Below are 23,373 nucleotides of genomic sequence, written 5' to 3'. Positions count from 1 at the left end.
AGCGTCAGAACAGCCGGGCGGGTGCGAGGGTCGCCGCCGCGGCGGACGCGCGGGCGCCGCGCGCTGTCGTCCGCACCGGGCCAGGTCGGGCGGGTCGCGTCTCGACCTCTTCCTCGGCACCCCCGCCCAGCCGGTGCCTCCGCAGCAGCGGGCGCACTCGCGCGGCGAGCCACTTCCGATAGCCGGCCGGTGCGTAGACCGACGCACCAGGGTAGAGCCCGCGATACGCGGGCACGAGTTCGGGGTGCTCGCGCTCCAGCCAGGTCCAGAACCACTCGCGCGCGCCTGGCCGCAGATGCAGCGCCCCGTAGACGACGCGCACGGCGCCGGATGCCGCGATGCGCGCGAGCGCGTCGTCGAGCACCGCGGTCAAATCGGTCAGGTGGGGCACGATCGGCATGAGGAAGACGGTCACCGGGAACCCGGCATCCGTCGCCGCGCGCACGGTGTCCAGGCGCGCCTGGAACGTGGGGGCGCCGGCCTCGAGGGTCTGGCGCAGCGCCTCGTCCGGCATGGCGATCGACATCGCGATCGAGACCGGAACGCGCGACGCAGCATTCTGCAGCTGCGGCAGGTCGCGCCGCAGCAGCGTCCCCTTCGTGAGGATCGAGAACGGCGTGCGGCTGTCGGCCAGCGCGTCGATGATCCCGGGCATGAGCCGATAGCGGCCTTCGGCGCGCTGGTACGGGTCGGTGTTGGTCCCGAGGGCGACCGACTCGCGCGACCAGCTCGGCGCCGCGAGCTCGCGCCGCAGCACGTCGGCGACGTTGACCTTCACGACGATCTGGCTGTCGAAGTCGCGCCCCGCGTCGAGGTCGAGGTAGGTGTGCGTGTTCCGAGCGAAGCAGTAGGCGCAGGCGTGACTGCAGCCCCGGTACGGGTTGACGGTCCAGTCGAACGGCATCGCGGAGGCGCCGGGCACGTGGTTCAGGGCGGACTTCGCGTGGACCTCGTGGAAGGTCATTCCGGCGAACTCGGGCGTCGTGACGGTGCGCACGTGACCCGTCATCGCTCGCAGACCGGCCATCGAATCCAGACCGGGCAGGGCCGCGGCATCCACGCCATCGATCATTTGTCCCTGCCACCGCATACGAAAAGTAGAACATAAATACGATGGGGACGACAATCCCCGCCGCGTGACGCCGCGTGAAACCGAGTACCATTGCTGCTGGGATTGCATCCCACATCTTCGACACTCGACGACGAGAGGCAGGCGCAGCATGGAGCGCGAGATCTACGACGAGGACCACGAGGCGTTCCGCGACGTCGTCAAGGAGTTCCTCAAGCGCTACGCGACCGAGGAGAAGCGCAAGCAGTGGGAGGCGGACGGCGAGATCGACCGCGCCACCATGCTCGCCGCCGGTGAGGCCGGCATCATCGGACTGTCCGTGCCGGAGGAGTTCGGCGGCGCCGGGATGCTGCAGGACTACCGCTTCCGCGCGATCGTGCTCGAGGAGACGATCGGCGCCGGACAGGGCTCGCTCGCCGGCGCGTTCGGCATTCAGGACGACCTCGCCGTGCCGTACATCGTGCACATGGGCACGCAGGAGCAGAAGGAGAAGTGGCTGCCCGGAATGGCGACCGGCGAGATCCTCGGCGCGCTCGCGATGACCGAGCCGGGCGCCGGGTCCGACCTCCGAGGCATCAAGACGACCGCCAAGAAGGTCGACGGCGGCTACCTCGTCAACGGTGCCAAGACCTTCATCTCCAGCGGCAAGACCGCCGACATGGTCGTCACGTTCGTGAAGACCGGCGAGGGCAACCGGCCGGACGCCTTCAGCCTCCTCATCCTCGAAGACGGCATGGAGGGCTTCGACCACAGCAAGAAGCTCGAGAAGATGGGCTTCCACGGCTGGGACACCGCCGAGCTCAGCTTCACCGACGTCTTCGTCCCCGACGCGAACCTCATCGGCGGCAAGGAGGGCATGGGCTTCATCCAGCTCATGATGAACCTGCCCCTGGAGCGCCTCTCGATCGGTGTCGCCGCTGCCGCCGCCGGTGAGGCGGCCTTCGTCTGGACGCGCGACTACGTGCTCAGCCGCGAGGCGTTCGGCGAGCGCATCGCCGACTTCCAGAACACCCGCTTCCGCCTGGCCGACATGGCCACCACCGTCGACGTCATGTGGGCCTACAACGACCGCGCGATGTTGCTCTACAAGGACAAGAAGCTGACGGCCGAAGAAGCGGCGAAGGTCAAGTTCTGGTCGACCGACCGCGAGGCGGAACTCCTCGACGTCGGCGTGCAGCTGCACGGCGGCTACGGCTACATCACCGAGTACCCCATCGCCCGCGCCTACCTCGACGCCCGCGTACACCGCATCTACGGCGGCACGAACGAGATCATGCGCGATCTCGTCTCGCGTCAGATCGTCGGCAAGAAGTAGCTCGCGACGCCGGATGCCGCGACCGCCCCGCCGGGCGGGCGCGGCATCCGGCGTTTCGCGTTCGGAAAGCAGGCCGGATCGACCGAAACGGGCGTTGCGGCATCCGGATCGGCCGGTTCAGCCTGCTTTTGCGACGTCGGCGGGCCGCCGCCGGGCGAGACGCGCGACGCCCGCGGCGCGCAGCCGGTCGGCGATGACGAGGCCGAGGGCCACCGCCCCGAACTCCGACGCGACCAGGACGACGACGTAGAGCGCGACGACCCACCCCTGGAACGCCTGCATGTCCGCGGCCGTGACGGTCCAGACGGAGTAGAACGCCGCCAGCAGCGTGGCGCCCACGAGATACAGCCACCGCGACCAGCGCCGGTACAGCGTGACCAGGAACGGCAGCTCGATGAACGCGGCGAACATCACGTTCGTGACGACGATGGCCGCGCCCGTCGTCGACAGCGGGGTGGCCACGAGGCCGGAGATCAGACCGGTCAACAGGGCCGCGCCGGGGCGCTCGATCAACCGCATCGCGACGACGAACCCGATGACCCACGCACCGGCGACGATCGCGGAGACGGGTGGCATGGTCGCGTAGGTCGCCGTCGAGAAGGCCGTCGCCGGGATGATCAGCAGGCCGGTCGCCACGCCGATCGCGGCGCAGGTCAACAGGTACGCCGTCGTCACCTTGCCCATCAGTGCGCTCCGCCGACGGCGGCCTGAGCCTGCTGCGACTTGGGGGCGGGCGACGCCGCCCCCACGCGCCAGTAGCCGACGAAGCTGATCCGGTCCTTGTCGACGCCCTGCGCGACGAGGTGGCGGCGCGCGGCGGTGGGAAGGGACTGCTCGCCGACGATGAAGCAGTGCGCGTCGGATGCCGGTGTCTCGAGCTGCTGCAGCGTCTCCAGCGCGAGGGAGCCGGGCTTCGCCGCGGCATCGCGCACCAGCCACCGCACCTCGACGCCCGCCGGCGCCGGGAATTCCAGCACGTCGTCCGCCGACGGCGCCTCGATCAGCGCGACTCCGGTGGCCGAGTCCGGCAGCGACGCGCAGATGCCGGCCACCGCGGGCGCACCCGTCTCGTCGGCCACCAGCAGCACGCTCTCGACGCCGCGCTGCGGATTGAAGCCGAGACCCTCGTCGATCACGACGACAGACTCGCCCGGCACCGCGGCATCCGCCCACCGCGATGCGGGACCGGCCGTCGGACCCGAGGCGTGCAGCACGAAGTCCACATCGATCTCCGGGCCGCCGCTCGGACCGGACGCGCGGTACGCGCGCACCGTGTAGTTGCGCATGACGGGGCGGACGCCGTCGGGGATCCGGAGGTACTTGAGGTACCCGAAGATCTTGTTCGCCTTCGCGGGGATGCGCTCGAGCCCCTCATCGCCGCCCTCGCCGCTGTGTGGCAGGAAGATGCGGAACCACTGGTCGTAGCCCATCGGCGTGAAGCGCGCGATCTCGCCGCCGCCGAGCGTGATGCGCATCCAGTGCGGCGTGAGGCGCTCGGTGCGCACCACCTGCAGGTGGATGAGTTCCTGCGATGCGGGCTTCACGAGGCTGGAGAAGCGGGCCATGGGGTGTCCCTTCAGAGCGTCCAGGGGAAGAAGGCGATGAGGATGCCGGCGCTCAGCGCCCAGAACGCGATCACGAACGCGGTGTCGCGGCGGCGCCAGGGCACGAGGTGGCGCTCGGTGCGGTCGGGGTGCGCGCCGAAGGCGCGGGCATCCATCGCGAGGGCGACGCGCTCGGCGTGGCGGATCGCCCCGGCCAGCAGCGGCACGATGTAGCCCCACCACCGGGCGAGCGCCGCGAACGGGCCGCGCCCGCCGTGCGATCCGCGGACGCGATGCGCCTGCCGGATCACCTCGAGCTCGTACCCGAACCGCGGCACGAAGCGGAACGCCGCCAGCGCGGTGTAGCCGATGCGGTACGGCACGCGCAGCTGCTGCACCATCGCGCGGACGATGTCGGGGCCGGTGCTGGTCAGACCGGCGATGAGCGCCAGCGCGATGATCGCGGCCAGGCGTACGCCGGTGGCCATGCCGATGAGCAGGGTACCGCCGTACAGCGACCAGCCGCCCACCTGCAGGATCGTGACGGCGGTGTCGACCCGCGAGGCGTCGATCCACACCGCCATGCTCGCGCCGATCAGCGCGGCCCCGGCGGGGAGCGCGACGAGCAGCAGCAGCGCGAGGCGCCCGGTGAGGCGGGCGCCCGCCAGCAGCACGACGTAGGCCAGCGCGAGAAACGCCAGCGGCGTCGCGATGTCGCGGACGAACACGAGCAGGATCATCGCCGGGACGGGCGCGGCGAACTTGGCGAGCGGATTCAGGCCGTAGAGGAACCGGCCGGCCGGCGCCTCGACCGCCCACGGGTCGACCACCGCGGCCGTCACGACGCCACCTCCCCGGTGGGCGTGCGGGCGGCGGCAGGGCCGTGGTCGGGCGCGGACGGGTGATCGGGTGCGGACGGCAGGTCTCCCAGGCGGACGACGCCCGCGAGCGACGGATGCCGGCGGAGGCCGGCGAACGCGCGACGCAGCGGCGGCTGCCGCAGTCCCGCGGCGCGCAGCAGTGCATCGTCGGCGAAGACGGCGGAAGTTTCGGCATCCGCCACGATGCGACCATCGCCGACGACGATCGTGCGGTGCGCGTACTCGGTGACCAGCTGCATGTCGTGGGTCACGACGAGGATGGTGGTGCCGGCCCCGCTGAGCTCGCGGAGGAGGTGCATGAGCTCGTCGGCGCGCGCCCGGTCCTGTCCGAACGTCGGCTCGTCGAGGGCGAGCACGGGAGCCCCCGCGACGAGCGCCGTGCCGACGGACAGTCGCCGTTTCTGCCCGCCGGACAGGAGGAACGGGTGCACGTCGGCCTTGCCCTCGAGGCCGAACCGGCGCAGGACGTCGAACGCGTGCTCGCGCACCTCGGGCTCGGGCAGCCGCTGCAGCCGCAGGCCGTGGGCGAGTTCGTCGTACACGGTGTGCGCGATGAACTGATGCTCGGGGTTCTGGAAGACGAACCCGATGCGGCGCGACAGCGTGCGCAGGTCGGTGCGTGCGACATCGACGCCGTCGACCGTGACCTGGCCGCGCGGCACCCGCACGACGCCCGCGATCGACTGCAGCAGGGTCGTCTTGCCCGCGCCGTTCGCGCCGACGATCGCGACGAACTGCCCGGCGGGCACGTCGAGGTCGATGCCGTGCAGGATCTCGGCGCGCCCGCGGCGGGTGCGCAGGCCGGTGACCCGGATGATCGGTTCCGAAAGCAGGCTGGATTGCGCATTCGGGCCGGGCTGCGGGGCAGAAGTGTCGATCCGGCCTGCTTTTGGAACGGAAAGGGCGGATGCCGGGGTGCTGGATGCGGCGGATCCGGGAGCCGGGGTGCTGGCTGCGGCGGCTGCGGCAGATCCGGGGGCCGCGGATGCCGGGGATGCCGGGGCGCCGGATGCCTGCGTGCTTGCGGCGGATGCGGCGGATCCGGGGGCCGCGGGAGCCGGGGCCGCCGCGGCCTCGAGGGCGGCGTGCAGCTCGGCGGGCTCCAGCGGCAGCGGATCCAGCGTCCAGCCGGCGGCGCGCAGGCGCAGCGCGGCGATCGTCGACACCGGCAGCCATACCCCCATGGCGTGCAGCTCCTCGGCGCGGGCGCGCAGGACGGCGTCGACGGTCCCGTCGGCGTACGTGCGGCCGTCGTGGTCGAGCACGACGACGCGGTCGGTGATGCCGACGACGGCGTCGAGGTTGTGCTCCACGAGCAGGATCGCCCGGTCGCCCGCGGCGACGAGCTCGCCGAGCGCGGCGTACACCTCCTCGATTCCCTGCGGGTCGAGATTGGCCGTCGGCTCGTCGAGCACCAGCAGCGGTGAGCCCATCGCGAGCGCACAGGCGATCGCGAGTCGCTGCTTGCCGCCGCCGGACAGCCGGTCGGGGTTCTCGTGGCGCCGGTCCCACAGCCCGACGCGGCGCAGGGCGTCTTCGGTGCGGGCCAGCACCTCGTCCACCGGAAGGCGCAGGTTCTCCGGCCCGAAGGCGACCTCGTCGAGAAGTGTCCCCGTCACGAGTTGCGCGTCGGGGTCCTGGAACACCATCCCGACGTGCGTGCTGAGCTCCGACACCGGCGTCGTGGCCGCGTCGCGTCCGTCCACGAGCACCGTCCCGGTCACGGTGGCCGGCACGGCGTGCGGGATCAGCCCGTTCAGCGCCAGCGCGAGCGTCGACTTGCCGGCGCCGCTGGGGCCCAGCAGGAGCACGACCTCGCCGCGGGAGACCTGGAACGACGCGGATGCCGGGGCCGCGGCATCCGCCCCGTCGTGACGGATGCCGAGGTCGTCGACGCGCAGCAGCGGTGTCGGCGTCGTGGCGGGGTCGGCCGTGACGGCCGCTCCGGGGACGGCAGAGGTCACGGGAAGTCCCAGCGGTCAGAACAGAGGAGTCACCTTAGGTTAGCTGAGCCTAAGTTCCGCGCCAACACTGCGCCGTCGACCCCGCCCGCCTTGCCGCCTTGGCCGCCCTGGCCGCCCCGGCACCCTCGACGCCCTCGGCGCCCCGATCCCGGCGCCCCGCCCCGATCCCGGCGCCCCGCCCTGACGGATTCCGAGGAGACGACGGATGCCGAGGAGCGAACCCCGGCATCCGGTCCTCGGAATGCGGCTTTCTCCTCGGAATCCGGCGCCCACGCCGCTACGCCCACGCCGCCGACGACCCGGCGCCCGACCCGGCGCCGCACCGCCCGCCGGCGTCAGCGCGCGGCGGTCTGCCGGGCGACGCCCGCCCGCCGCAGCGAGGCGCCGATGCCGAGGCCCAGCGCCGTCCACGCCACGGGGCCGAGCACCGACAGGATGAGGTAGGCCACCTGCGCCCACGGCGCGAACGCGCTCAGATGCGCCGCGAAGAACACCGCGACGGCGACGATGACGCCGATGATCACGGCGGAGATGAAGAAGCGCCACGGCCCCCAGGCGCGGTAGCGGGTGAGGGCGGCCACGCCCTCCTGGATCGCGCCGAACAGCAGCGCCGTGCCGATGAACCGCAGCGCCCACGCCGGGTTGAACGCCGTCGCGACGAGCGCCGCGAGCACGTGGGTCAGGATCGCGACGAGCGGCATCCGCAGCACTTCCTGCGCGACGATGCCCGGCAGCACGTGCGCGCCGAGGACGAAGCCGTAGGCGATGGCCAGCGGCGAGGCGAGGATGAGCGGCGTGAGGATGCCGGCGATGCCGCCGACGATTCCGGTTGCGACCCCGATCGCCGCGCACACGAGCAGCACGCGCGTCGAGAGGAGCGTGTGTCGGGCCACCCCTCCAGCGTAGCCGTCCGCCTCCGCCGGTCCGGCCGTGAAAACCCGTCCGCGCGGGTCAGCCCCGCCGCCGGCGCTGCGTGAGGCGCACGGCGGGCAGCGGCGGAGCGGGGATGCGCTCGGCGCCGTGACCGACCACGTGACCGAACCGCGGCGCGCCGGCCTCCCAGTCCTCGCGCGCGGCGACGATCTCCTCGTGGGTGCGGCCGACGAAGTTCCACCACATGACGATGTCCGCCTCGAACGGCTCGCCGCCGAGGACGAACAGGGTGCTCTCGCGCTCGGCGCGGACCTCGATCTCATCGCGACGGATGCCGAGATACAGCAGGCTCTGGTCGGCCAGCGTCACCGGTTCAGGGGTCGACACGATCGGTGCGCCGTCGACCCCGACGAGGGCGTACTCCCACGCCGGTTCCAGCGGCAGGAGCACCCGCCCTCCGGCGGGGATGCGCACCTCGGCCCCCGCGATCGGCGTGTACATCGCGGCGGGTGAGGTCGCCCCGGCGAACGCGCCCACGACGACCGTCGCGGTGGCGCCGTCGCCGAGCTCGACCACGGGGAGATCCTCGTGCCGCTCGAAGGCGGGCGCCCCGTGGCGCCGCGTCTCGGGCAGAGCGACCCACAGCTGCAGGGCGTCCAACGCCACGGCATCCTCGCCGACGGAGTACTCCGAGTGCGCGATGCCCGCCCCGCTGGTCATGAGGTTCAGCGCCCCGCGCCGGACGAGGACGTCGCTGCCGAGGACGTCGCGGTGCCGGACCTCGCCGACGAAGGGCCACGTCACGGTCTGCAGGCCGATGTGCGGATGCGGCTCGACCCGCATCTTCGCGACCTGCGGCCCGAACCGGTCGAGGAAGCACCAGGCGCCCACCATCGGCAGCTCCCGCTGCGGGAGACTGCGGTGCACCTCCATCGCCCGGACGCCGCCGAGCGGCACCTCGCGCGCCTCCAACAGCAGCGCCCGCGGGCCGTCGCAGGCCTCCTGCCGGAGGGCGTCCTCGGGCCCCGCGTCGAGTCTCGTCATCCCCGCATGGTCCCGACGCCCTCGTCGCCGGGCAGCCGATCCTCCAGCGGTGCGGCGTCGGCGGTCTCGACGTCGCGCGGACGCCACCGGACCTCCAGGCCCGGGACCTCGTGCTTCTGCAGGTACTTCACGACGAACGGGCACACCGGCACGACGGCTTCGCCGCGCGCGGCGACATCGGCCATCGCTCCGCCGACGAGGGTCGAGCCGAGGCCCCGGCCCCCGAACGCCGGGTCGATCTCGGTGTGCGGGAAGACGAGCCTGCCCTCGGCATCCGCCTCGAATTCGGTGAACCCTGCCACCGTGTCGTCGACGATCACCTCGTACCGGTGCTTGTCGTCGTTGCGGACGATGCGGACCTCGTCGGCCATGTCGGCTCCCTCCGTCGGTGTGTGTGTCCAACGTAAGCGCGCGGGCTTCTGTTCCGCCAGGGAGGGAGGTGCGGATGCCGCTTGTCGCGCCATCGGCGCCGTTCGTCGCATCGTGCGCACTCCGCCCCGACACCCGGACGTCGTCCTTCTTACCCTGGTGCGGCGCGATGATGCGCCCTGTGAGGAGATCCGATGAGTGCACCTTCATCACGCCGCGGTTCCGCCGTGGCCGACGACCCCGAGATCGTCACCGACCCGTCCCTTCCCCCCGTCGCCGTCACCGACGAGCAGGAGCGCGAGGCCAGCCGCTGGACCTGGCCGAAGATCGTCCTGTGGGTGGCGATCGCGCTGCTCGGCGGCCTCGCGTGGGTCATGCTCGCCGTCGTGCGCGGCGAGACCGTCAACGCGATCTGGTTCGTCTTCGCGGCCGTCTGCACCTACCTGATCGGCTACCGGTTCTACTCGAAGGTCATCGAGCGCTACATCACGCGCCCCGACGACCGGCGGGCGACTCCGGCCGAGGTCCGCTCGGACGGCAAGGACTACGTCCCCACCGACCGCCGGGTGCTGTACGGCCACCACTTCGCCGCCATCGCCGGCGCCGGACCCCTCGTCGGCCCCGTCCTCGCGGCGCAGATGGGATACCTCCCCGGCACGATCTGGATCATCGTCGGCGTCGTGCTCGCCGGCGCGGTGCAGGACTACACGGTGCTGTTCTTCTCGATGCGCCGCGGCGGCCGCACGATCGGCCAGATGGCCCGTCAGGAGCTCGGCCGGATCGGCGGCACGGCCGCGATCATCGCGTCGCTGCTCATCATGCTGATCATCGTCGCGATCCTCGCGCTCGTCGTGGTCAACGCCCTGGGCGAGAGCCCGTGGGGTGTGTTCTCGGTCGCGATGACGATCCCGATCGCCCTGTTCATGGGCGTGTACCTGCGTTACCTGCGCCCCGGCAAGGTCACCGAGGTCTCGCTCATCGGCTTCGTCCTGCTGATGTTCGCGATCGTCGGCGGCGGCTGGGTCGCCGGCACCGAATGGGGCCAGGCGATCTTCCACCTCGACCGCACCACGATCGCCGTCGGCATCATCATCTACGGCTTCATCGCCGCGGTGCTGCCGGTGTGGCTGCTGCTCGCCCCCCGCGACTACCTGTCGACGTTCATGAAGATCGGCGTCATCGTCATGCTCGCCGGCGCCATCGTGCTGGTGCGGCCGGAGATCTCCGTGCCCGCCGTCACGATCTTCGGCGAGAACGGCCTGGGCCCGGTGTTCGCCGGACCGCTCTTCCCGTTCCTGTTCGTGACGATCGCCTGCGGCGCTCTGTCGGGCTTCCACGCGCTGATCGCCTCGGGCACCACCCCGAAGCTCATCGAGAAGGAGAAGCAGACCCGCTTCATCGGGTACGGCGGCATGCTCATGGAGTCGTTCGTCGCGATCATGGCGCTCGTCGCGGCCGTGTCGATCGACCAGGGCATCTACTTCGCGATGAACGCCTCGGCCGCCGCGACCGGCGGCACCGTCGAGGGCGCCGTCGCGTTCGTGAACTCGCTGGGCCTGACCGGAGTGCATCTCACCCCCGAGATGCTCACGACCACGGCCGCCAACGTCGGCGAGGAATCGATCGTCTCGCGAACCGGCGGCGCGCCCACGCTCGCCCTCGGACTCGCGCACATCATGCACCAGTTCCTCGGCGGAACCGCCCTGATGGCGTTCTGGTACCACTTCGCCATCATGTTCGAGGCGCTGTTCATCCTGACCGCGGTGGATGCCGGGACGCGCGTCGCGCGCTTCATGCTGCAGGACTCGATCGGCGCCTGGGTGCCGAAGTTCCGTGACGTGACGTGGCGGCCGGGCGTCTGGATCTGCACCGCCATCATGGTGGCCGGCTGGGGCACGATCCTCATCCTCGGCGTCACCGACCCGCTCGGCGGCATCAACACCTTCTTCCCGCTGTTCGGCATCGCCAACCAGCTGCTCGCCGCGATCGCGCTCGCCGTGGTCATGGCGATCGTGGCCAAGCGAGGTCCGAGCTACGTGAAGTGGCTGTGGATCATCGCCGTGCCGATGGTGTTCACCGCCGTCATCACGATCACGGCATCCGCCTACAAGATCTTCTCGCCGGTCCCGGCGATCGGATACTGGGCGAACAACGCGAAGTACCGCGCAGCGCAGGCGGCCGGCGACGGCTCGCTCGGCACGCCCGAGGTCGTGAACGCCGTCATCCGCAACACCGCGGTCCAGGGCACGCTGTCGATCATCTTCGTGATGCTCGCGATCATCGTGATCATCGCGGCGTCGGTCGTGACGATCAAGGCGATCCTCGCCGGCGGCGGCGAGAACACCGAGGACGTCCCCGTGCCCTCGCGCCGCTACGCGCCGGCCGGGCTCATCCCGACCAAGCCCGAGCGCGAGCTCGAGAAGCAGTGGGAGCCGATCCTCGCCGAGGAGCGGCGCGAGCTCGCCCACCGCGGGCACTGAGGGGCGGCGGGCGTGGCTAACTCCTTCGATCTGCACACCGATGCGGCCGATCCGGCCGGATCCGGGCCTGTGCGCACCCGATCGAAGGAGTTCGCCACACGGCTCGGCGCGCACCTCACGCGGGCTGCCCGCGGCATCCGCTGGTACATGACGAGCCTGATGGGCGACAGCGCCTACGCGACGTACGTCGCCCATCAGGCTCGCCACCACCCCGGCGCGCCGGTGCCCACCGAGCGCGAGTTCTGGCGGCAGCGGATGGACGATCAGGACCGCAACCCCGGCGCGTGGTGCTGCTGAGGGCCGATGCCCGCGGCAGGGGACTGCTTAGGCTGGCACCGTGACCGATGCCGTCGTCCTCGCCGCCGTGCTCGGCGTCGCGGGCGGCGCCGGCCTCGTCATCCTGCTGCTGCTGGCGCGGCGGCTCGGCCGCGGCGGCGCTGACCTCGGCAGCGACGCCGAGCAGGCCGCCCACCGCGCGCTGCACGAGGCGGGTCTGGCCGCGGTGCATCTGCGGGGCGGGCTCGGCGCCGATGACGTCGGCCGGGCGGCACGACACCTCCGCACTCTACTGGGATCGGCCGCCGTCGCCCTCGTGCAGGACGGACGGGTGGTCGCCGCCGACGGTCCGGTGGACGAAGCCGCCGCCCGCCGGGTCGCGGCGCGCGTCGTGGAGACCGGCCGGCGGCAGGTCCTCCGCGCCGGCGAGGCCGCGGGCGCCGGCGGCGCGGACGGGGATGGCGCGGGCGTCCCGGGCGGGGGCGGTCCCGGCGCGGGCGGTCCCGGCGCGGGGGATGCTGCGGCCGCCCCGATCGTCGTCGACGGCGCGCTCGCGGGCGTCCTCGTCGCCTTCGCCGCCCCGGTGCGCGCCGCCCTCGTCCGCGCGGTGGCCGAGGTCGCCGACTGGTGCGCCGCCCAACTCGCGCTCGGCGAGCTCGACGCCTCGCGCACCGCGCTCGCCGAGGCGGAGCTGCGCGCCCTGCGGGCACAGATCTCGCCGCACTTCATCTACAACGCGCTCACCGCGATCGCCTCGTTCATCACGACCGACCCGGCCCGCGCCCGCGAGCTGGTGCTCGAATTCGCGGACTTCACGCGCTACTCCTTCCGCCGCCAGGGCGAGTTCACGACGCTCGCCGAGGAGCTGCGCAGCATCCACTCCTATCTCGAGCTGGAGCGCTCCCGCTTCGGCGATCGCCTTGCCGTGACGCTGCGGATCGCGCCCGAGACGCTGTCGACGGTGATCCCGTTCCTGTCGGTGCAGCCGATCGTCGAGAACGCCGTGCGACACGGGCTCGAGCCCGGGGAGCGCGGCGGCGGCATCCGCATCGAGGCGCGCGACGACGCGACGCACACCGAGATCACCGTAGAGGACGACGGCGTCGGCATGGATCCGGAGCAGCTGCGAGCGCTGCTGAACACGGATGCCGACGGCGCGCACGTCGGCATCCGCAATGTCGACACGCGGCTGCGGCAGCTGTATGGCCCCGGCGGCGGACTCGTCGTGGAGACCAACACCGGAGCGGGGACGCTCGTGCGGATGCGGATCCCGAAGTCGCAGCCGCAGCACGCGCTCGACACGGCGGGAGCCGGCGCATGATCGACGTGCTCATCGCGGACGACGAGGCGCCGGCCCTGGCGGAGCTCGCGCATCTGCTGCGGGCCGATCCGCGCATCGGCGACATCGTGCAGGCTCGCTCGGGCGCCGACGCGCTGCGGCACCTGGCCGAGCGGGCCGTGGCGGTCGCGTTCCTCGACATCCACATGCCAGGGCTCGACGGCTTCGCGCTCGCCGCCGCGATGAGGGGACTGGCGGCACCGCCGGCGATCGTGTTCGTCACGGCCGATGACGCGCGCGCCGTCGACGCGTTCGAGGTGCGCGCCGTGGACTACCTGCTGAAGCCCGTGCGCGCCGAGCGGCTGCGCCGTGCCGTCGACCGGGCCATCGAGCTGGCGGGGACCGGCGCCGACGGCGACGATGAGCTGCTGCCGGTCACCGTCGGCCAGGCGGTCCGGTTCGTCCGCCGCCGCGATGTGCGCTGGGTGCACGCGCAGGGGGACTACTCCCGGCTGCACACCGACGACGGTGCGCATCTCATCCGGGCGCCCATCTCGGAGCTGGAGGAGCGGTGGGCGCCGCACGGCTTCGTCCGCGTGCACCGCTCGTACCTCGTCGCCGTCGGAGCGATCGCCGAGGCGCGGCTGAGCGGCGCGGAGCCGGCGATCGTCCTCGTCGGGACCGTGCCCGCGACGATCCCCGTCAGCCGGCGGATGCTGCCCGCGGTGCGCGACGCGCTGGTGCGCGCACGGGAGACGGGACGATGAGCGACGCGCCGCGGCGGGTGCCGCCGCGCGTGCGCGTCAGCGCCGATCCGTCGCCGCCGCGAGGTCCCGGCATCCGTCGCCCCGTCACGCGCTCCGTCCCCGTCCCCGCGTCGGCGTCGCCCGGCGCGTTCGACGAGGCGGATGCCGTGTACGACCGCGCCCTGCGGCGGTCGCAGCTGCGGCTCGCGCTCGGCGCCGTCGCCGGGTTCGTCGTCGTGGTGGTCGCGCTCACTCTCGCCGTCGCCCTCATCCCCGAACTCGACCGGTGGACGCTCGCGGGCGTGCCGGTGTCGTGGCTGCTGCACGCGTTCGCGTTCTACCCGGCGATCGTCGTCTTCGCGGTGCTGTACACGCGCGGCGCGACGCGCAACGAGCGCCGCTACCGGACGCTGCGGGAGCGCGAGTGAACGCCCTGCTCGACCTCGCCGCGGTGGCCGCGGTCATCCTCGCGACGGTGCTGATCGGCGCATACGGCCTCCGGATCTCGCGGACGACGAGCGACTTCTTCGTCGCCTCGCGCACGGTGCGTCCGGTGTGGAACGCGTCGGCGATCAGCGGCGAGTACCTGTCGGCGGGGACCTTCCTGGGCCTGTCGGGACTGGTCCTGCTGGACGGTGCGCGCGGATTCTGGTTTCCCATCGGCTACGCCGCCGGGTACCTCCTCGTGCTCGCGTTCGTCGCCGCGCCGCTGCGCCGGAGCGGCGCGTACACGATCCCCGACTTCGTCGAGGCGCGGCTGGAGTCGCCGCTCGCTCGCCGGGTCACAAGCGTCGCGGTGCTCATCATCGGGTGGCTCTACATCGTGCCGCAGCTGCACGGCGCGGGGATCACGCTGCAGGTCGTCGCCGATCTGCCGCCGTGGACCGGCGCGGCCGTCGTCGCGGCGCTCGTCGCCGCGCTCGTGGCCGCCGGCGGGATGCGGGCGATCACGTTCGTGCAGGGCTTCCAGTACTGGCTCAAGCTCACGGCGCTGCTGGTGCCGGTCGTCGTCATGGCGTTCGCGCTGTACGGAACCCCGCACGAGTTCGATCCGGCCGTCGCCTTCCCGAGCTCTGCGGGGCCGGCGGGGATCGACGCCTACGCGACCGGCTCGCTGCTCGTCGCGCTCCTGCTCGGCACGATGGGCCTGCCGCACGTGCTCGTGCGGTTCTACACGAGTCCCGACGGCGTCTCGGCGCGCCGCACGACGGTGCTCGTCATCGTCATGGTGAGCGCGTTCTACGCCGTCTCGAGCGCGATGGGCCTCATCTCCCGCGTCGTCGCGCCGGATCTCGCCGAGCCCGGTGCGGCCGACACCGTCGTCCTCGTGCTGCCGGCGCGGGTGTTCCCGGGGATCGTGGGCGAACTGCTGACGGCGCTCATCGTGGCGGGGGCCTTCGCGGCGTTTCTTGCGACCTCGGCCGGTCTCGTCGTGTCGCTCGCGGGGGTCGTGAGCCAGGACGTCTTCGGCGGATCGGTGCGCTCGTTCCGCGTGTCGGCGCTGCTGTGCACCGCCGTGCCCTTCGTCATCGCGCTGGTGACGGCGCCGGCGGGCCTCGGCTCGAGCGTCGGGATGGTGTTCGTGTTCGCGGCATCCTGCCTCTCGCCGGTGGTGCTGCTGGGTGTGTGGTGGTCGGGGCTCACCGCCCGCGGGGCGGTGGCCGGGATGGTCAGCGGCGGCGTGGCGTGCGGGCTGTCGCTCCTCATCTACGCCGCCGTCGGGGGTGTGGGGGTGGCGGCGCCGTACCTGGCGCAGCCCGCAGCCTGGACCATCCCGCTCGCGACCGCGGTGACGGTGGTGGTGTCGCTGACCGACCGCCGCGGCGCCCCGCGCACCGCGGAGCGCTACCTCGCGCGGCTGCACGCCCCCGAGCGGGTGTGACGCGGGGTGGCGGCCGCGCGCCCCCGACGCCCCTATCGCGTCGGCGGCGCAGCCGGGAGGATGGGCGCATGCCCCGCACCGCGTCCGACCCGCGCCGCACGGTCGGCGCGCTGATGGTGGCGGGGATGCTGGTGCTCGCCGGGTGCGCCCCGGCATCCGCCCCCTCCCCCACCGCGACGACCGCCGCACCGACCCCGACCTCGACCCCGACGCCCACGCCGACGGCGGACCCGCTGGCGGGGCTCAGCCTCGAGGAGCGCGTGGGCCAGCTGTTCATGGTCGGCACCGACGTGTCCGCCGCGACGCCGGCGACGCTGGCGGCGATCACCGACCGGCACGCGGGCAGCATCTTCCTGCACGGGCGCACGCAGAGCGGGACGGCCGCCGTCGCCGCCGTGGTGGACCAGTTCACGGGGCTGGTCGGGAGCGGGGCGACCGGCGGCATCCGGCTCTGGGTCGCCACCGACCAGGAGGGCGGCGAGGTGCAGGTGCTGCGCGGTCCCGGGTTCGACGACATGCCGTACGCGATCCGTCAGGCGGACCTTCCCGACGATCAGCTGCACGCGCAGGCGGCGGTGTGGGGTGGTCAGCTCGCGGCGGCCGGTGTGGACATGAACCTCGCGCCCGTCGCGGACATCGTCACGAGCCACGACACGCGGTTCTCCAACCCGCCGATCGGCGCGCTCGGCCGCCAGTACGGCTACGACGAGGCGACCGTGGCCGCGAAGGCGGGCGCGTTCGCGCAGGGGATGAGGGATGCCGGGGTGCTCCCCGTTTTCAAGCACTTCCCGGGCCTGGGCCACGTGACGGCGAACACCGACACGACCGCGAACGTCGTCGACACGACGGTGACGGCGGACGGTCCGGATGTCTCGGTCTACCGGTCGTTGACCGCGGCCGGCCCGTCGGCGGTGATGCTGTCGACGGCGATCTACCAGAACATCGACCCCGCCGCGCCGGCGGTGTTCTCACCCACGGTGGTCGGGCTCGTCCGCAGTACGGTCGGCTTCGACGGGGTGATCATGACCGACGACCTTTCGGCGGCGGTCGCCGCGCAGGCGTGGAGTCCGGGCGATCGCGCCGTCCTCGCGCTGTCGGCGGGGGTCGACCTGGTGCTCGCGTCGGCCGACCCGACGGTGTTCGCGGCCATGTACGACGCCGTGCTGGCCAAGGCGCAGTCCGACCCCGCGTTCGCCCGCCGCGTCGACGAAGCCGCCGCCCGCATCGTCGCAGCCAAGGCGCGGTAGCGACCCGGCCCGGCGGCCCGCTCGGACTGCCGGGCCAGCCCGCAGTGCCGGCCAGCCCGGGTTGCCGGTCCTGCCGGGGCCTGCCGGGGCCGCCAGGTCCTGCCGGGCCCGCCAGTTCCCGCCGGGTTTGCCGGGTGCGGCGCGGGCACGGTCCCTAACTCAGTCTGCGCGAGCCCGCTCCGCCGGGCCGGGCGCGCCATTGCGGGGCCGCCGCGGAGTGGCGGCCCCGTCCAGACTGAGTTGTGCCCGTGACGGAGGGAGCAAGGGGGCTGGCAGACTCGAGGGATGACCGACCAGCCGCGCCTCGTCGACCTCGTGCCGGCCGGCGCCGGGGCGGATGCCGCCTACGACGGGTTCGTGCAGTGGGCGGCCGGCCGTGGGCTGACGCTCTACCCGGCGCAAGACGAGGCGGTCATGGAGCTCGTCTCGGGCGCGCACGTCATCCTGTCGACGCCGACCGGGACGGGCAAGTCGCTCGTCGCGATCGCCGCCCACGCGGCGGCGCTCGCCGCCGGCGGTCGCTCGTACTACACGGCGCCGATCAAAGCGCTGGTGAGCGAGAAGTTCTTCGCCCTCGTGGACGTCTTCGGCGCCGAGAACGTCGGCATGGTCACGGGCGATTCGTCGGTGAACCCCGACGCGCCGATCGTGTGCTGCACGGCGGAGATCCTCGCGAACGTCGCGCTGCGGCTCGGTCCCGACGCGCCCGTGGACCAGGTCGTCATGGACGAGTTCCACTACTACGGCGACCCCGACCGGGGCTGGGCCTGGCAGGTGCCCCTGCTGCTTCTGCCGCGCGCGCAGTTCCTACTGATGTCGGCGACGCTCGGCGACGTCACTCCGATCGCGGACGATCTCGAGCGGCGCACCGGCCGCCCCGTGGCACTCGTGACCGGCGTGGAGCGGCCCGTGCCGCTGCACTTCTCCTACGAGCGGCGCCCGGTGCACGAGGTGCTCACGATGCTCGTCGACGAACGCGAGGTGCCCGTCTACGTCGTCCACTTCGCGCAGGCGGCGGCGCTGGAGAGGGCGCAGGCCCTGGCATCCGTCAATCTGACGACGCGCGCGCAGCGCGACGAGATCGCCGACGCGATCGGCGGATTCCGCTTCACGACGGGCTTCGGCAAGACGCTGTCGCGTCTCGTGCGGGCGGGGATCGGCGTGCATCACGCCGGGATGCTGCCGCGCTACCGGCGACTCGTCGAGACGCTCGCGCAGCGGGGACTGCTGAAGGTGATCTGCGGCACCGACACGCTCGGCGTCGGGATCAACGTCCCGATCCGGACCGTCATGATCACGGCGCTGTCGAAGTACGACGGGACCCGGATGCGGCAGCTGACCGCGCGGGAGTTCCACCAGGTCGCGGGGCGTGCGGGCCGCGCCGGCTACGACACCTACGGAAACGTTGTCGTGATGGCGCCGGAGTGGGAGATCGAGAACGCCGTTGCGCTCGCGAAGGCCGGTGACGACGCCGCGAAACGCAAGAAGATCGTGCGCAAGAAGGCGCCGACGGGCGTCGTCAACTGGGGTGAGGGGTCGTACGAGCGCCTGATCGCGGCGGCGCCCGAGCCGCTCGTCCCGCAGCTGAAGCTGTCGGCGGCGATGCTCATCAACGTCATCGGCCGGGGCGGCGACGTGTTCGCGAACGTGCGCGCTCTCGTGTTCGACAACCACGAGCCCCGCGCGCGGAAGTACGAGCTGGCGCGTCGCGCGATCGCGATCTTCCGCACGCTCGTCGACGCCGGGATCGTGGAGGTGGAGCGCGACGCGGCATCCGCCCCGCGAATCCGGCTCACTGTCGACCTGCAGCCGAACTTCGCACTCAATCAGCCGCTGTCGCCGTTCGCGCTCGCCGCCATCGGCCTGCTCGACCCGGAGGCGCCGCCACGGTCGAGCACGGAGGGCGGCGTGGGCACGGGCCACTACGCCCTCGACGTCGTGAGCGTCATCGAGGCGACGCTCGACGATCCGCGTGCGATTCTGAGCCAGCAGGAGTACAAGGCGCGCGGCGAGGCGGTCGCCGCGATGAAGCGCGACGGCATCGAGTACGACGAGCGCATGGCGCTGCTCGAAGAGGTCACGTGGCCGAAGCCGCTCGCGGAGCTGCTCGCGCAGTCGTTCGAGGTGTTCGCGTCGAGCCAACCGTGGGTGCGCGATTTCGAGTTGAGCCCCAAGTCGGTCGTCCGCGACATGTTCGAGCGGGCGATGTCGTTCGCGGAGTACGTGTCGTTCTACCAGCTTGCCCGCAGCGAGGGTCTCGTGCTGCGCTACCTCTCCGACGCGTACCGCGCGATCCGCCAGACCGTGCCGGCCGATGCCCGCACCGATGAGCTGATGGACATCATCGAGTGGCTCGGCGAGCTCGTGCGGCAGGTCGACTCCAGCCTCGTCGACGAGTGGTCAGCGCTCATCGACCCCGCCGCGCATCTGCCCGAGGACGACGTCGCGGTCGTGCCGCCGGCGCCGCCGTCGATCCTCACCAACCGGCGCGCGTTCACGGTGCTCGTGCGCAACGAGCTGTTCCGGCGCGTGCAGCTCGCGGCCCTCCAGGACGATGACGCGCTCGTCGCGCTCGACCCCGACGTCGGCTGGCCCGAGGTGCTGGATCGGTACTTCGACGAACACGACGAGATTCTCACCGGCGGCCCCGCGCGCTCGCCGCGGCTGTGCGTCATCGACGACACGGATGCCGCGGCATCCGGGATCTGGCGCGTCGAGCAGACGATCGACGACCCGGCGGGCGACCACGACTGGCGCATCCGGGCCGAGGTCGACCTCGCGGCATCCGTCGACGAAGGCTCCGCCGTCGTGCGTGTTACTGAGGTGCTGAGGCTCTGAGGGTAGAAAGTCGGAGCGCGAGGGTAGAACTGGACGCGGGAGCGGCGCAGGAGGCGAGGGTCGCGCGCATCCGGGCGGCGGTCGCCGCCGCTCAAGAGGCCTTCCGCGGGGTGGACCTTGATCCTTTCGCTCGCGAACTCTACGACTCCGAGACGGGACTGCCCGCGTGATCGTCGACAGCTCGGCGCTCGTCGCGATCGTGAAGGGGGAGGCGGATGCGGAAACCCTTCTCGAATCCCTGTTGACAGTGCCTCGGCCCGCGATTTCTGCGGCGACGCTGGTGGAGGTATCCATCGTGATCGACGGGACGCGCGACCCCGTCCGCGTCACCAGGTTCGAGGAGCTTCTCGCCTCACTCGAACTCGACGTCGCGCCTCTCACGGCCGCTCAGGCGACGATCGCCCGGCAGGCCTACCGCGACTACGGCAGAGGCTCGGGCCATCCGGCGCGGCTGAATCTTGGCGACTGCTTCAGCTACGCGCTCGCCAAGGACCGCGGCGAGTCCCTGCTGTACTTCGGCGATGATTTCGCGCGCACGGATATTGCCTCCGCCTCCGGGTGACTGCTCGGGGCGGCGGTCTTGGGGTGGCGGCGAGCGTGCCACCGGTCAGCATGCGCAACGGTGTCGCAGTTGGGCTACCGCCATCGCGCATTCCACCGTGCGGGTCTTGAGAGCATCAGCAGCCTGACAGGCGTCACCAACTGCGATGATGTCGTGGACTGAACGGTGAGGGACCGGCCGGCGGGCGCTGGATGGCGGGCTCCGAAAAAGGAAGCCCCGACTGTTACCACACAGCCGGGGCGAGACGAATGAGAAGTTCGCCTATCGCGACCAGTCTACGTTGCGCGCCTGGGAGGCGGCTCCGCGTCGGGCTGGTGGACCCAGGTCATTCGTCCAGCCGGACGCGACAGAACCTGCTGCCGTTCGCCGCGGGCGAGGCGCCACGCCGCCGCCTCAGTCAACATCTCCCATGTCGGAGGGTCGCGCCAGGATCTGTGTCAAACCGTTCATGGGTTGGGGAGGAGTTGTGATGTCCGAGGTGATCGCTGCGACGGTGGGCTCTTTGGCTGGTGCGGGAGTGGAAGCCCTGCATGGCGGGAAGCGCGATCGTGCGCGTGACAGCCGCGAACGACGTCGAGCCGGCGCGGACGAAATCTTGCGGGCCCTCCGCCCGCTTCATCGGCGAATGCGCAAGGTCCAGTTCTCACGCAACGTAAAGAAGTGGGTGAAGACGATAGATCGCGCGCTCAGGACTATCGAAGTTCATCGAGACTTGCTGCCCGATGGTTGGCATCTCCATCGAAACGTTCGGGACGCGGTCGGAACCGCTACCGGGCTCGGCTTGCATGAGCTACTCGGCGGGGACCCTCGCGAGCTCGCTTCTTTCGATCGACTCTGGCTCGAGCGTGGCGCGAATTACCTGGACTACGCGATGTACGTCATCGAGCGCTGGCAGTCCGCGTACAAGGAGTCCACTGCAAACCGGATGCAGCTCATGGACTTTGATCCATGGCTTCGAGAAGTCGAACGACGGTCCACCATCGGACCCTGACCCCGAGCTGTGATTGACGCTGGCGCTGGCATCTCCAGTGAAGAGTCTCCGCGGCGGGGGACCGGCTTGCGGACGGAGGCGGATACCCCCGTGCCTCCTCGCTCACCCCGTGCAGACGTCAGTGCTGGAGAGCCAAATCGTTGAGCTGCACCACGAGTCGGAAGACACTCCCGCCCAATCAGGCGGTGAGGGGTCGCAGGGTCTGATCGGTTTGCGTGCTGTCGGGTGAGAGCACCGGCCCCCTTCGTGCCATCTCCTGTCGCCTGAATGCACAGTTCCGGTCATGATCGTGTTGGAAGAGGACGCTCAGCGCTGGAGCGGTGATGAATTTGTGTCCTGCCCTGTCGTGAGGATGCGGCTGGCCAGCATGATGGACTCATGATCGCGGTCGTGCTCGACGCCAACTCCATCCACTCTGATCCGTGGTTGGCCGGCGATCCAGGGAAGAAACTGCTCGATCTGGCAGCAGCGGGATCCTGTGTCGTCATCTACCCGGAGGTCGTCATAGACGAGCTGCTCAGGCAGCGGCGCGAGGCCGCGCAGCGTGCGCACGATCAGGCAGCCAAGGGCATCAGCGACATGGGTAAGGCCGGCATTGACGTGAGCCAGACTTCTTCTGACTTGGAGGCTAGCTTCGAAAAGATCGGTTCTGATCTGGACTCTGCTTTCCAGGCATTGCTCGATCGAGACGGAGTCAGGTCCGAGCCCGTGCCCAATGTGCCACTCGAGGACATCATCGAGCGCGACCTCGCACGTCGGCGTCCCTTCAAGGAAGTCGAACTGGGCCAGAAGCCTGTGTCGGTCGGGTTCCGAGACACGGTGATTTGGGAGACGGTGCGCGAGGTTGTGGACCCGGCCAGAGGCTACGACAGGGTGCTGTTCGTGACCGCTGACAAGGGCTTCCTGTCTGACGACTCGAAGTCGCTCCACCAGGATCTGCTCGATGACCTCGACGAGCGGGGCGTCGATCGTAGCCGCGTGGTGAGCGTCAAGAACGTGCCTCATGCGAACTCCGAGGTCGAAGAGGCGGCGGCTCGCGCTGCGCTTGTGACTGCGGCCACCAACGCGCTATACGAGCTGGTGGGCGAGGACATCTCAATGCAACTCGTCTATGGCGGCGACTACGACTACCCGGACTTTGTCAGGTTTGGAGTCCCCGCGATGGAGAGCGGCTCGATCAGTGCCATCGATCAGACCTCGGAGTTCGAGTTGACAGAAGCAGGAGCGACGGTCACGGCGACAGCCGATGCGCTGCTCTACATCGAAGGCGCTGTCTTCAAAGGCGATTGGTTCATGGACGATGGTGAAAGTGTGAGCATCTCCGGGGAGCTCAACGACCACTATTTCGAGGCGAGCAGCGAGGTAGAGGTGCGGGTCGTCGTTGAGATGGACACAGGCGAGGGCAGTCCTCAGGTCCTGAGCATCGTGCTTGAGGATCCGCTGGATGAACAGGCTGCGGTTGGCGGCGCCGAGGAGAGCGCGGAAGGTGCGTCGTCGACAGGTGACTCGGCGGCCGGCTAACACCTCGATGCGCACCCGCTGACGATCGCCGGCGACTGGCACCTCGCCGGAATACATTCAGCGGCGCAGATACCGAGACAATAGTGGTGGAAGGCGTGACGAACACCGGAGTCCGACCGTGCGATGCACCGACTTCAATCTGCCTAGGCGCCTGACACGAACTACGGCGCGGCCACGCGCCATTGGGTGGATCCCACACGCACCGGCGGAGCCGTTTACCAGCTGCCTCAACCGCGCGGTGCACGAACATGGATCCGAGACGCTCATGAGCCATTCGGCCAGGTGTCGCTGCCGCAGCGATAGAGTCGTCGCGCTGGACTGACGCCGGGACGAACATGGCTGCAACTCGTATGTTGACTCAACTGCGAGTCGGTGGCGTCCGCCCGATTCCCGACGACCTTGAAACCAGCGAGACTGTTAAGCCGGCGCTTCGGGTAGCGCCGGTGTAACGATCCGGTAGCGTGCGTGCGGGGATACGGTAGCGTTCCGACG

Annotated in this window: 20 protein-coding genes; 12 read left to right on the top strand and 8 right to left on the bottom strand. The window is 71.0% G+C overall.

Features of this window, described 5'->3' with window-relative positions:
• Nucleotides 1-4 precede the first annotated feature (4 nt).
• Nucleotides 5-1,090 carry an Rv2578c family radical SAM protein gene (locus tag ACPYN4_RS14170; RefSeq protein WP_424446721.1) on the bottom strand — a complete coding sequence of 362 codons (1,086 nt, stop codon included), beginning with the start codon at nt 1,088-1,090 and terminating at the stop codon, nt 5-7.
• A gap of 130 nt (nt 1,091-1,220) precedes the next feature.
• Between ACPYN4_RS14170 and ACPYN4_RS14165 the strand changes: the two genes are divergently transcribed.
• Complete coding sequence (locus ACPYN4_RS14165) at nt 1,221-2,384, top strand: acyl-CoA dehydrogenase family protein (RefSeq protein WP_424446720.1); 1,164 nt, start codon at nt 1,221-1,223, stop codon at nt 2,382-2,384.
• A gap of 117 nt (nt 2,385-2,501) precedes the next feature.
• Here the strand turns inward: ACPYN4_RS14165 and ACPYN4_RS14160 are convergent, their stop codons facing one another.
• The 7 genes from ACPYN4_RS14160 to ACPYN4_RS14130 all read right to left on the bottom strand — a co-directional run bounded on the left by ACPYN4_RS14160 (nt 2,502) and on the right by ACPYN4_RS14130 (nt 9,061).
• Nucleotides 2,502-3,068 (bottom strand): ECF transporter S component, encoded by a 567-nt coding sequence (locus ACPYN4_RS14160; RefSeq protein ID WP_281652508.1) that lies wholly within the window; start codon nt 3,066-3,068, stop codon nt 2,502-2,504.
• On the bottom strand, nt 3,068-3,949 hold the full coding sequence (locus ACPYN4_RS14155; protein ID WP_424446719.1) for a siderophore-interacting protein: 882 nt from the start codon (nt 3,947-3,949) through the stop codon (nt 3,068-3,070). Before ACPYN4_RS14155 ends, ACPYN4_RS14160 begins: the two co-directional genes overlap by 1 nt.
• Before the next feature lie 11 nt (nt 3,950-3,960).
• Nucleotides 3,961-4,770 (bottom strand): energy-coupling factor transporter transmembrane component T family protein, encoded by an 810-nt coding sequence (locus tag ACPYN4_RS14150; protein ID WP_424446718.1) that lies wholly within the window; start codon nt 4,768-4,770, stop codon nt 3,961-3,963.
• Nucleotides 4,767-6,773 (bottom strand): ABC transporter ATP-binding protein, encoded by a 2,007-nt coding sequence (locus ACPYN4_RS14145; protein WP_424446717.1) that lies wholly within the window; start codon nt 6,771-6,773, stop codon nt 4,767-4,769. Before ACPYN4_RS14145 ends, ACPYN4_RS14150 begins: the two co-directional genes overlap by 4 nt.
• 335 nt (nt 6,774-7,108) lie before the next feature.
• On the bottom strand, nt 7,109-7,666 hold the full coding sequence (locus tag ACPYN4_RS14140) for an ECF transporter S component (RefSeq protein ID WP_239281955.1): 558 nt from the start codon (nt 7,664-7,666) through the stop codon (nt 7,109-7,111).
• A gap of 58 nt (nt 7,667-7,724) precedes the next feature.
• Nucleotides 7,725-8,690: a pirin family protein gene (locus ACPYN4_RS14135; protein WP_239281956.1), complete on the bottom strand. Its 966-nt coding sequence runs from the start codon at nt 8,688-8,690 to the stop codon at nt 7,725-7,727.
• On the bottom strand, nt 8,687-9,061 hold the full coding sequence (locus ACPYN4_RS14130; protein WP_239281958.1) for a GNAT family N-acetyltransferase: 375 nt from the start codon (nt 9,059-9,061) through the stop codon (nt 8,687-8,689). Before ACPYN4_RS14130 ends, ACPYN4_RS14135 begins: the two co-directional genes overlap by 4 nt.
• Before the next feature lie 192 nt (nt 9,062-9,253).
• Between ACPYN4_RS14130 and ACPYN4_RS14125 the strand changes: the two genes are divergently transcribed.
• The 11 genes from ACPYN4_RS14125 (at nt 9,254) to ACPYN4_RS14075 (ending at nt 22,881) form a co-directional block, all read left to right on the top strand.
• The gene (locus ACPYN4_RS14125) at nt 9,254-11,539 is read left to right on the top strand and encodes a carbon starvation CstA family protein (protein WP_424446716.1); all 2,286 of its coding nucleotides are present in this window, start codon (nt 9,254-9,256) and stop codon (nt 11,537-11,539) included.
• 12 nt (nt 11,540-11,551) lie between these two features.
• On the top strand, nt 11,552-11,836 hold the full coding sequence (locus tag ACPYN4_RS14120; protein ID WP_424446715.1) for a YbdD/YjiX family protein: 285 nt from the start codon (nt 11,552-11,554) through the stop codon (nt 11,834-11,836).
• A gap of 40 nt (nt 11,837-11,876) precedes the next feature.
• A complete protein-coding gene (locus ACPYN4_RS14115) occupies nt 11,877-13,136 on the top strand; it encodes a sensor histidine kinase (RefSeq protein ID WP_239281962.1) in 1,260 nt (419 codons plus the stop codon).
• Nucleotides 13,133-13,861: a LytR/AlgR family response regulator transcription factor gene (locus tag ACPYN4_RS14110; RefSeq protein ID WP_424446714.1), complete on the top strand. Its 729-nt coding sequence runs from the start codon at nt 13,133-13,135 to the stop codon at nt 13,859-13,861. Before ACPYN4_RS14115 ends, ACPYN4_RS14110 begins: the two co-directional genes overlap by 4 nt.
• Nucleotides 13,858-14,268 (top strand): heavy metal transporter, encoded by a 411-nt coding sequence (locus ACPYN4_RS14105; protein ID WP_239281964.1) that lies wholly within the window; start codon nt 13,858-13,860, stop codon nt 14,266-14,268. Before ACPYN4_RS14110 ends, ACPYN4_RS14105 begins: the two co-directional genes overlap by 4 nt.
• Entirely contained in the window at nt 14,265-15,722 is a 1,458-nt protein-coding gene (locus tag ACPYN4_RS14100) for a cation acetate symporter (RefSeq protein WP_424446713.1), read from the top strand. Before ACPYN4_RS14105 ends, ACPYN4_RS14100 begins: the two co-directional genes overlap by 4 nt.
• Before the next feature lie 68 nt (nt 15,723-15,790).
• Nucleotides 15,791-16,969, top strand: coding sequence for a glycoside hydrolase family 3 N-terminal domain-containing protein (locus ACPYN4_RS14095; protein ID WP_424446712.1), 1,179 nt, complete (start codon nt 15,791-15,793; stop codon nt 16,967-16,969).
• Nucleotides 16,970-17,254: 285 nt separating this feature from the next.
• Nucleotides 17,255-19,807: a DEAD/DEAH box helicase gene (locus ACPYN4_RS14090; RefSeq protein WP_424446711.1), complete on the top strand. Its 2,553-nt coding sequence runs from the start codon at nt 17,255-17,257 to the stop codon at nt 19,805-19,807.
• A gap of 166 nt (nt 19,808-19,973) precedes the next feature.
• Nucleotides 19,974-20,369, top strand: a complete 396-nt coding sequence (locus ACPYN4_RS14085; protein ID WP_424446710.1) for a type II toxin-antitoxin system VapC family toxin — start codon at nt 19,974-19,976, stop codon at nt 20,367-20,369.
• A 469-nt stretch (nt 20,370-20,838) separates the two neighbouring features.
• The gene (locus ACPYN4_RS14080; RefSeq protein WP_424446709.1) at nt 20,839-21,360 is read left to right on the top strand and encodes a hypothetical protein; all 522 of its coding nucleotides are present in this window, start codon (nt 20,839-20,841) and stop codon (nt 21,358-21,360) included.
• A gap of 378 nt (nt 21,361-21,738) precedes the next feature.
• Nucleotides 21,739-22,881 carry a PIN domain-containing protein gene (locus ACPYN4_RS14075; RefSeq protein ID WP_424446708.1) on the top strand — a complete coding sequence of 381 codons (1,143 nt, stop codon included), beginning with the start codon at nt 21,739-21,741 and terminating at the stop codon, nt 22,879-22,881.
• The last annotated feature ends 492 nt before the right edge of the window (nt 22,882-23,373 follow it).

Origin of the sequence: Microbacterium sp. CH-015 (assembly GCF_049707015.1) — a bacterium.
GTDB classification, from domain to species: domain Bacteria; phylum Actinomycetota; class Actinomycetes; order Actinomycetales; family Microbacteriaceae; genus Microbacterium; species Microbacterium aurum.
This window is presented reverse-complemented; position numbering and strand designations above follow the sequence as displayed.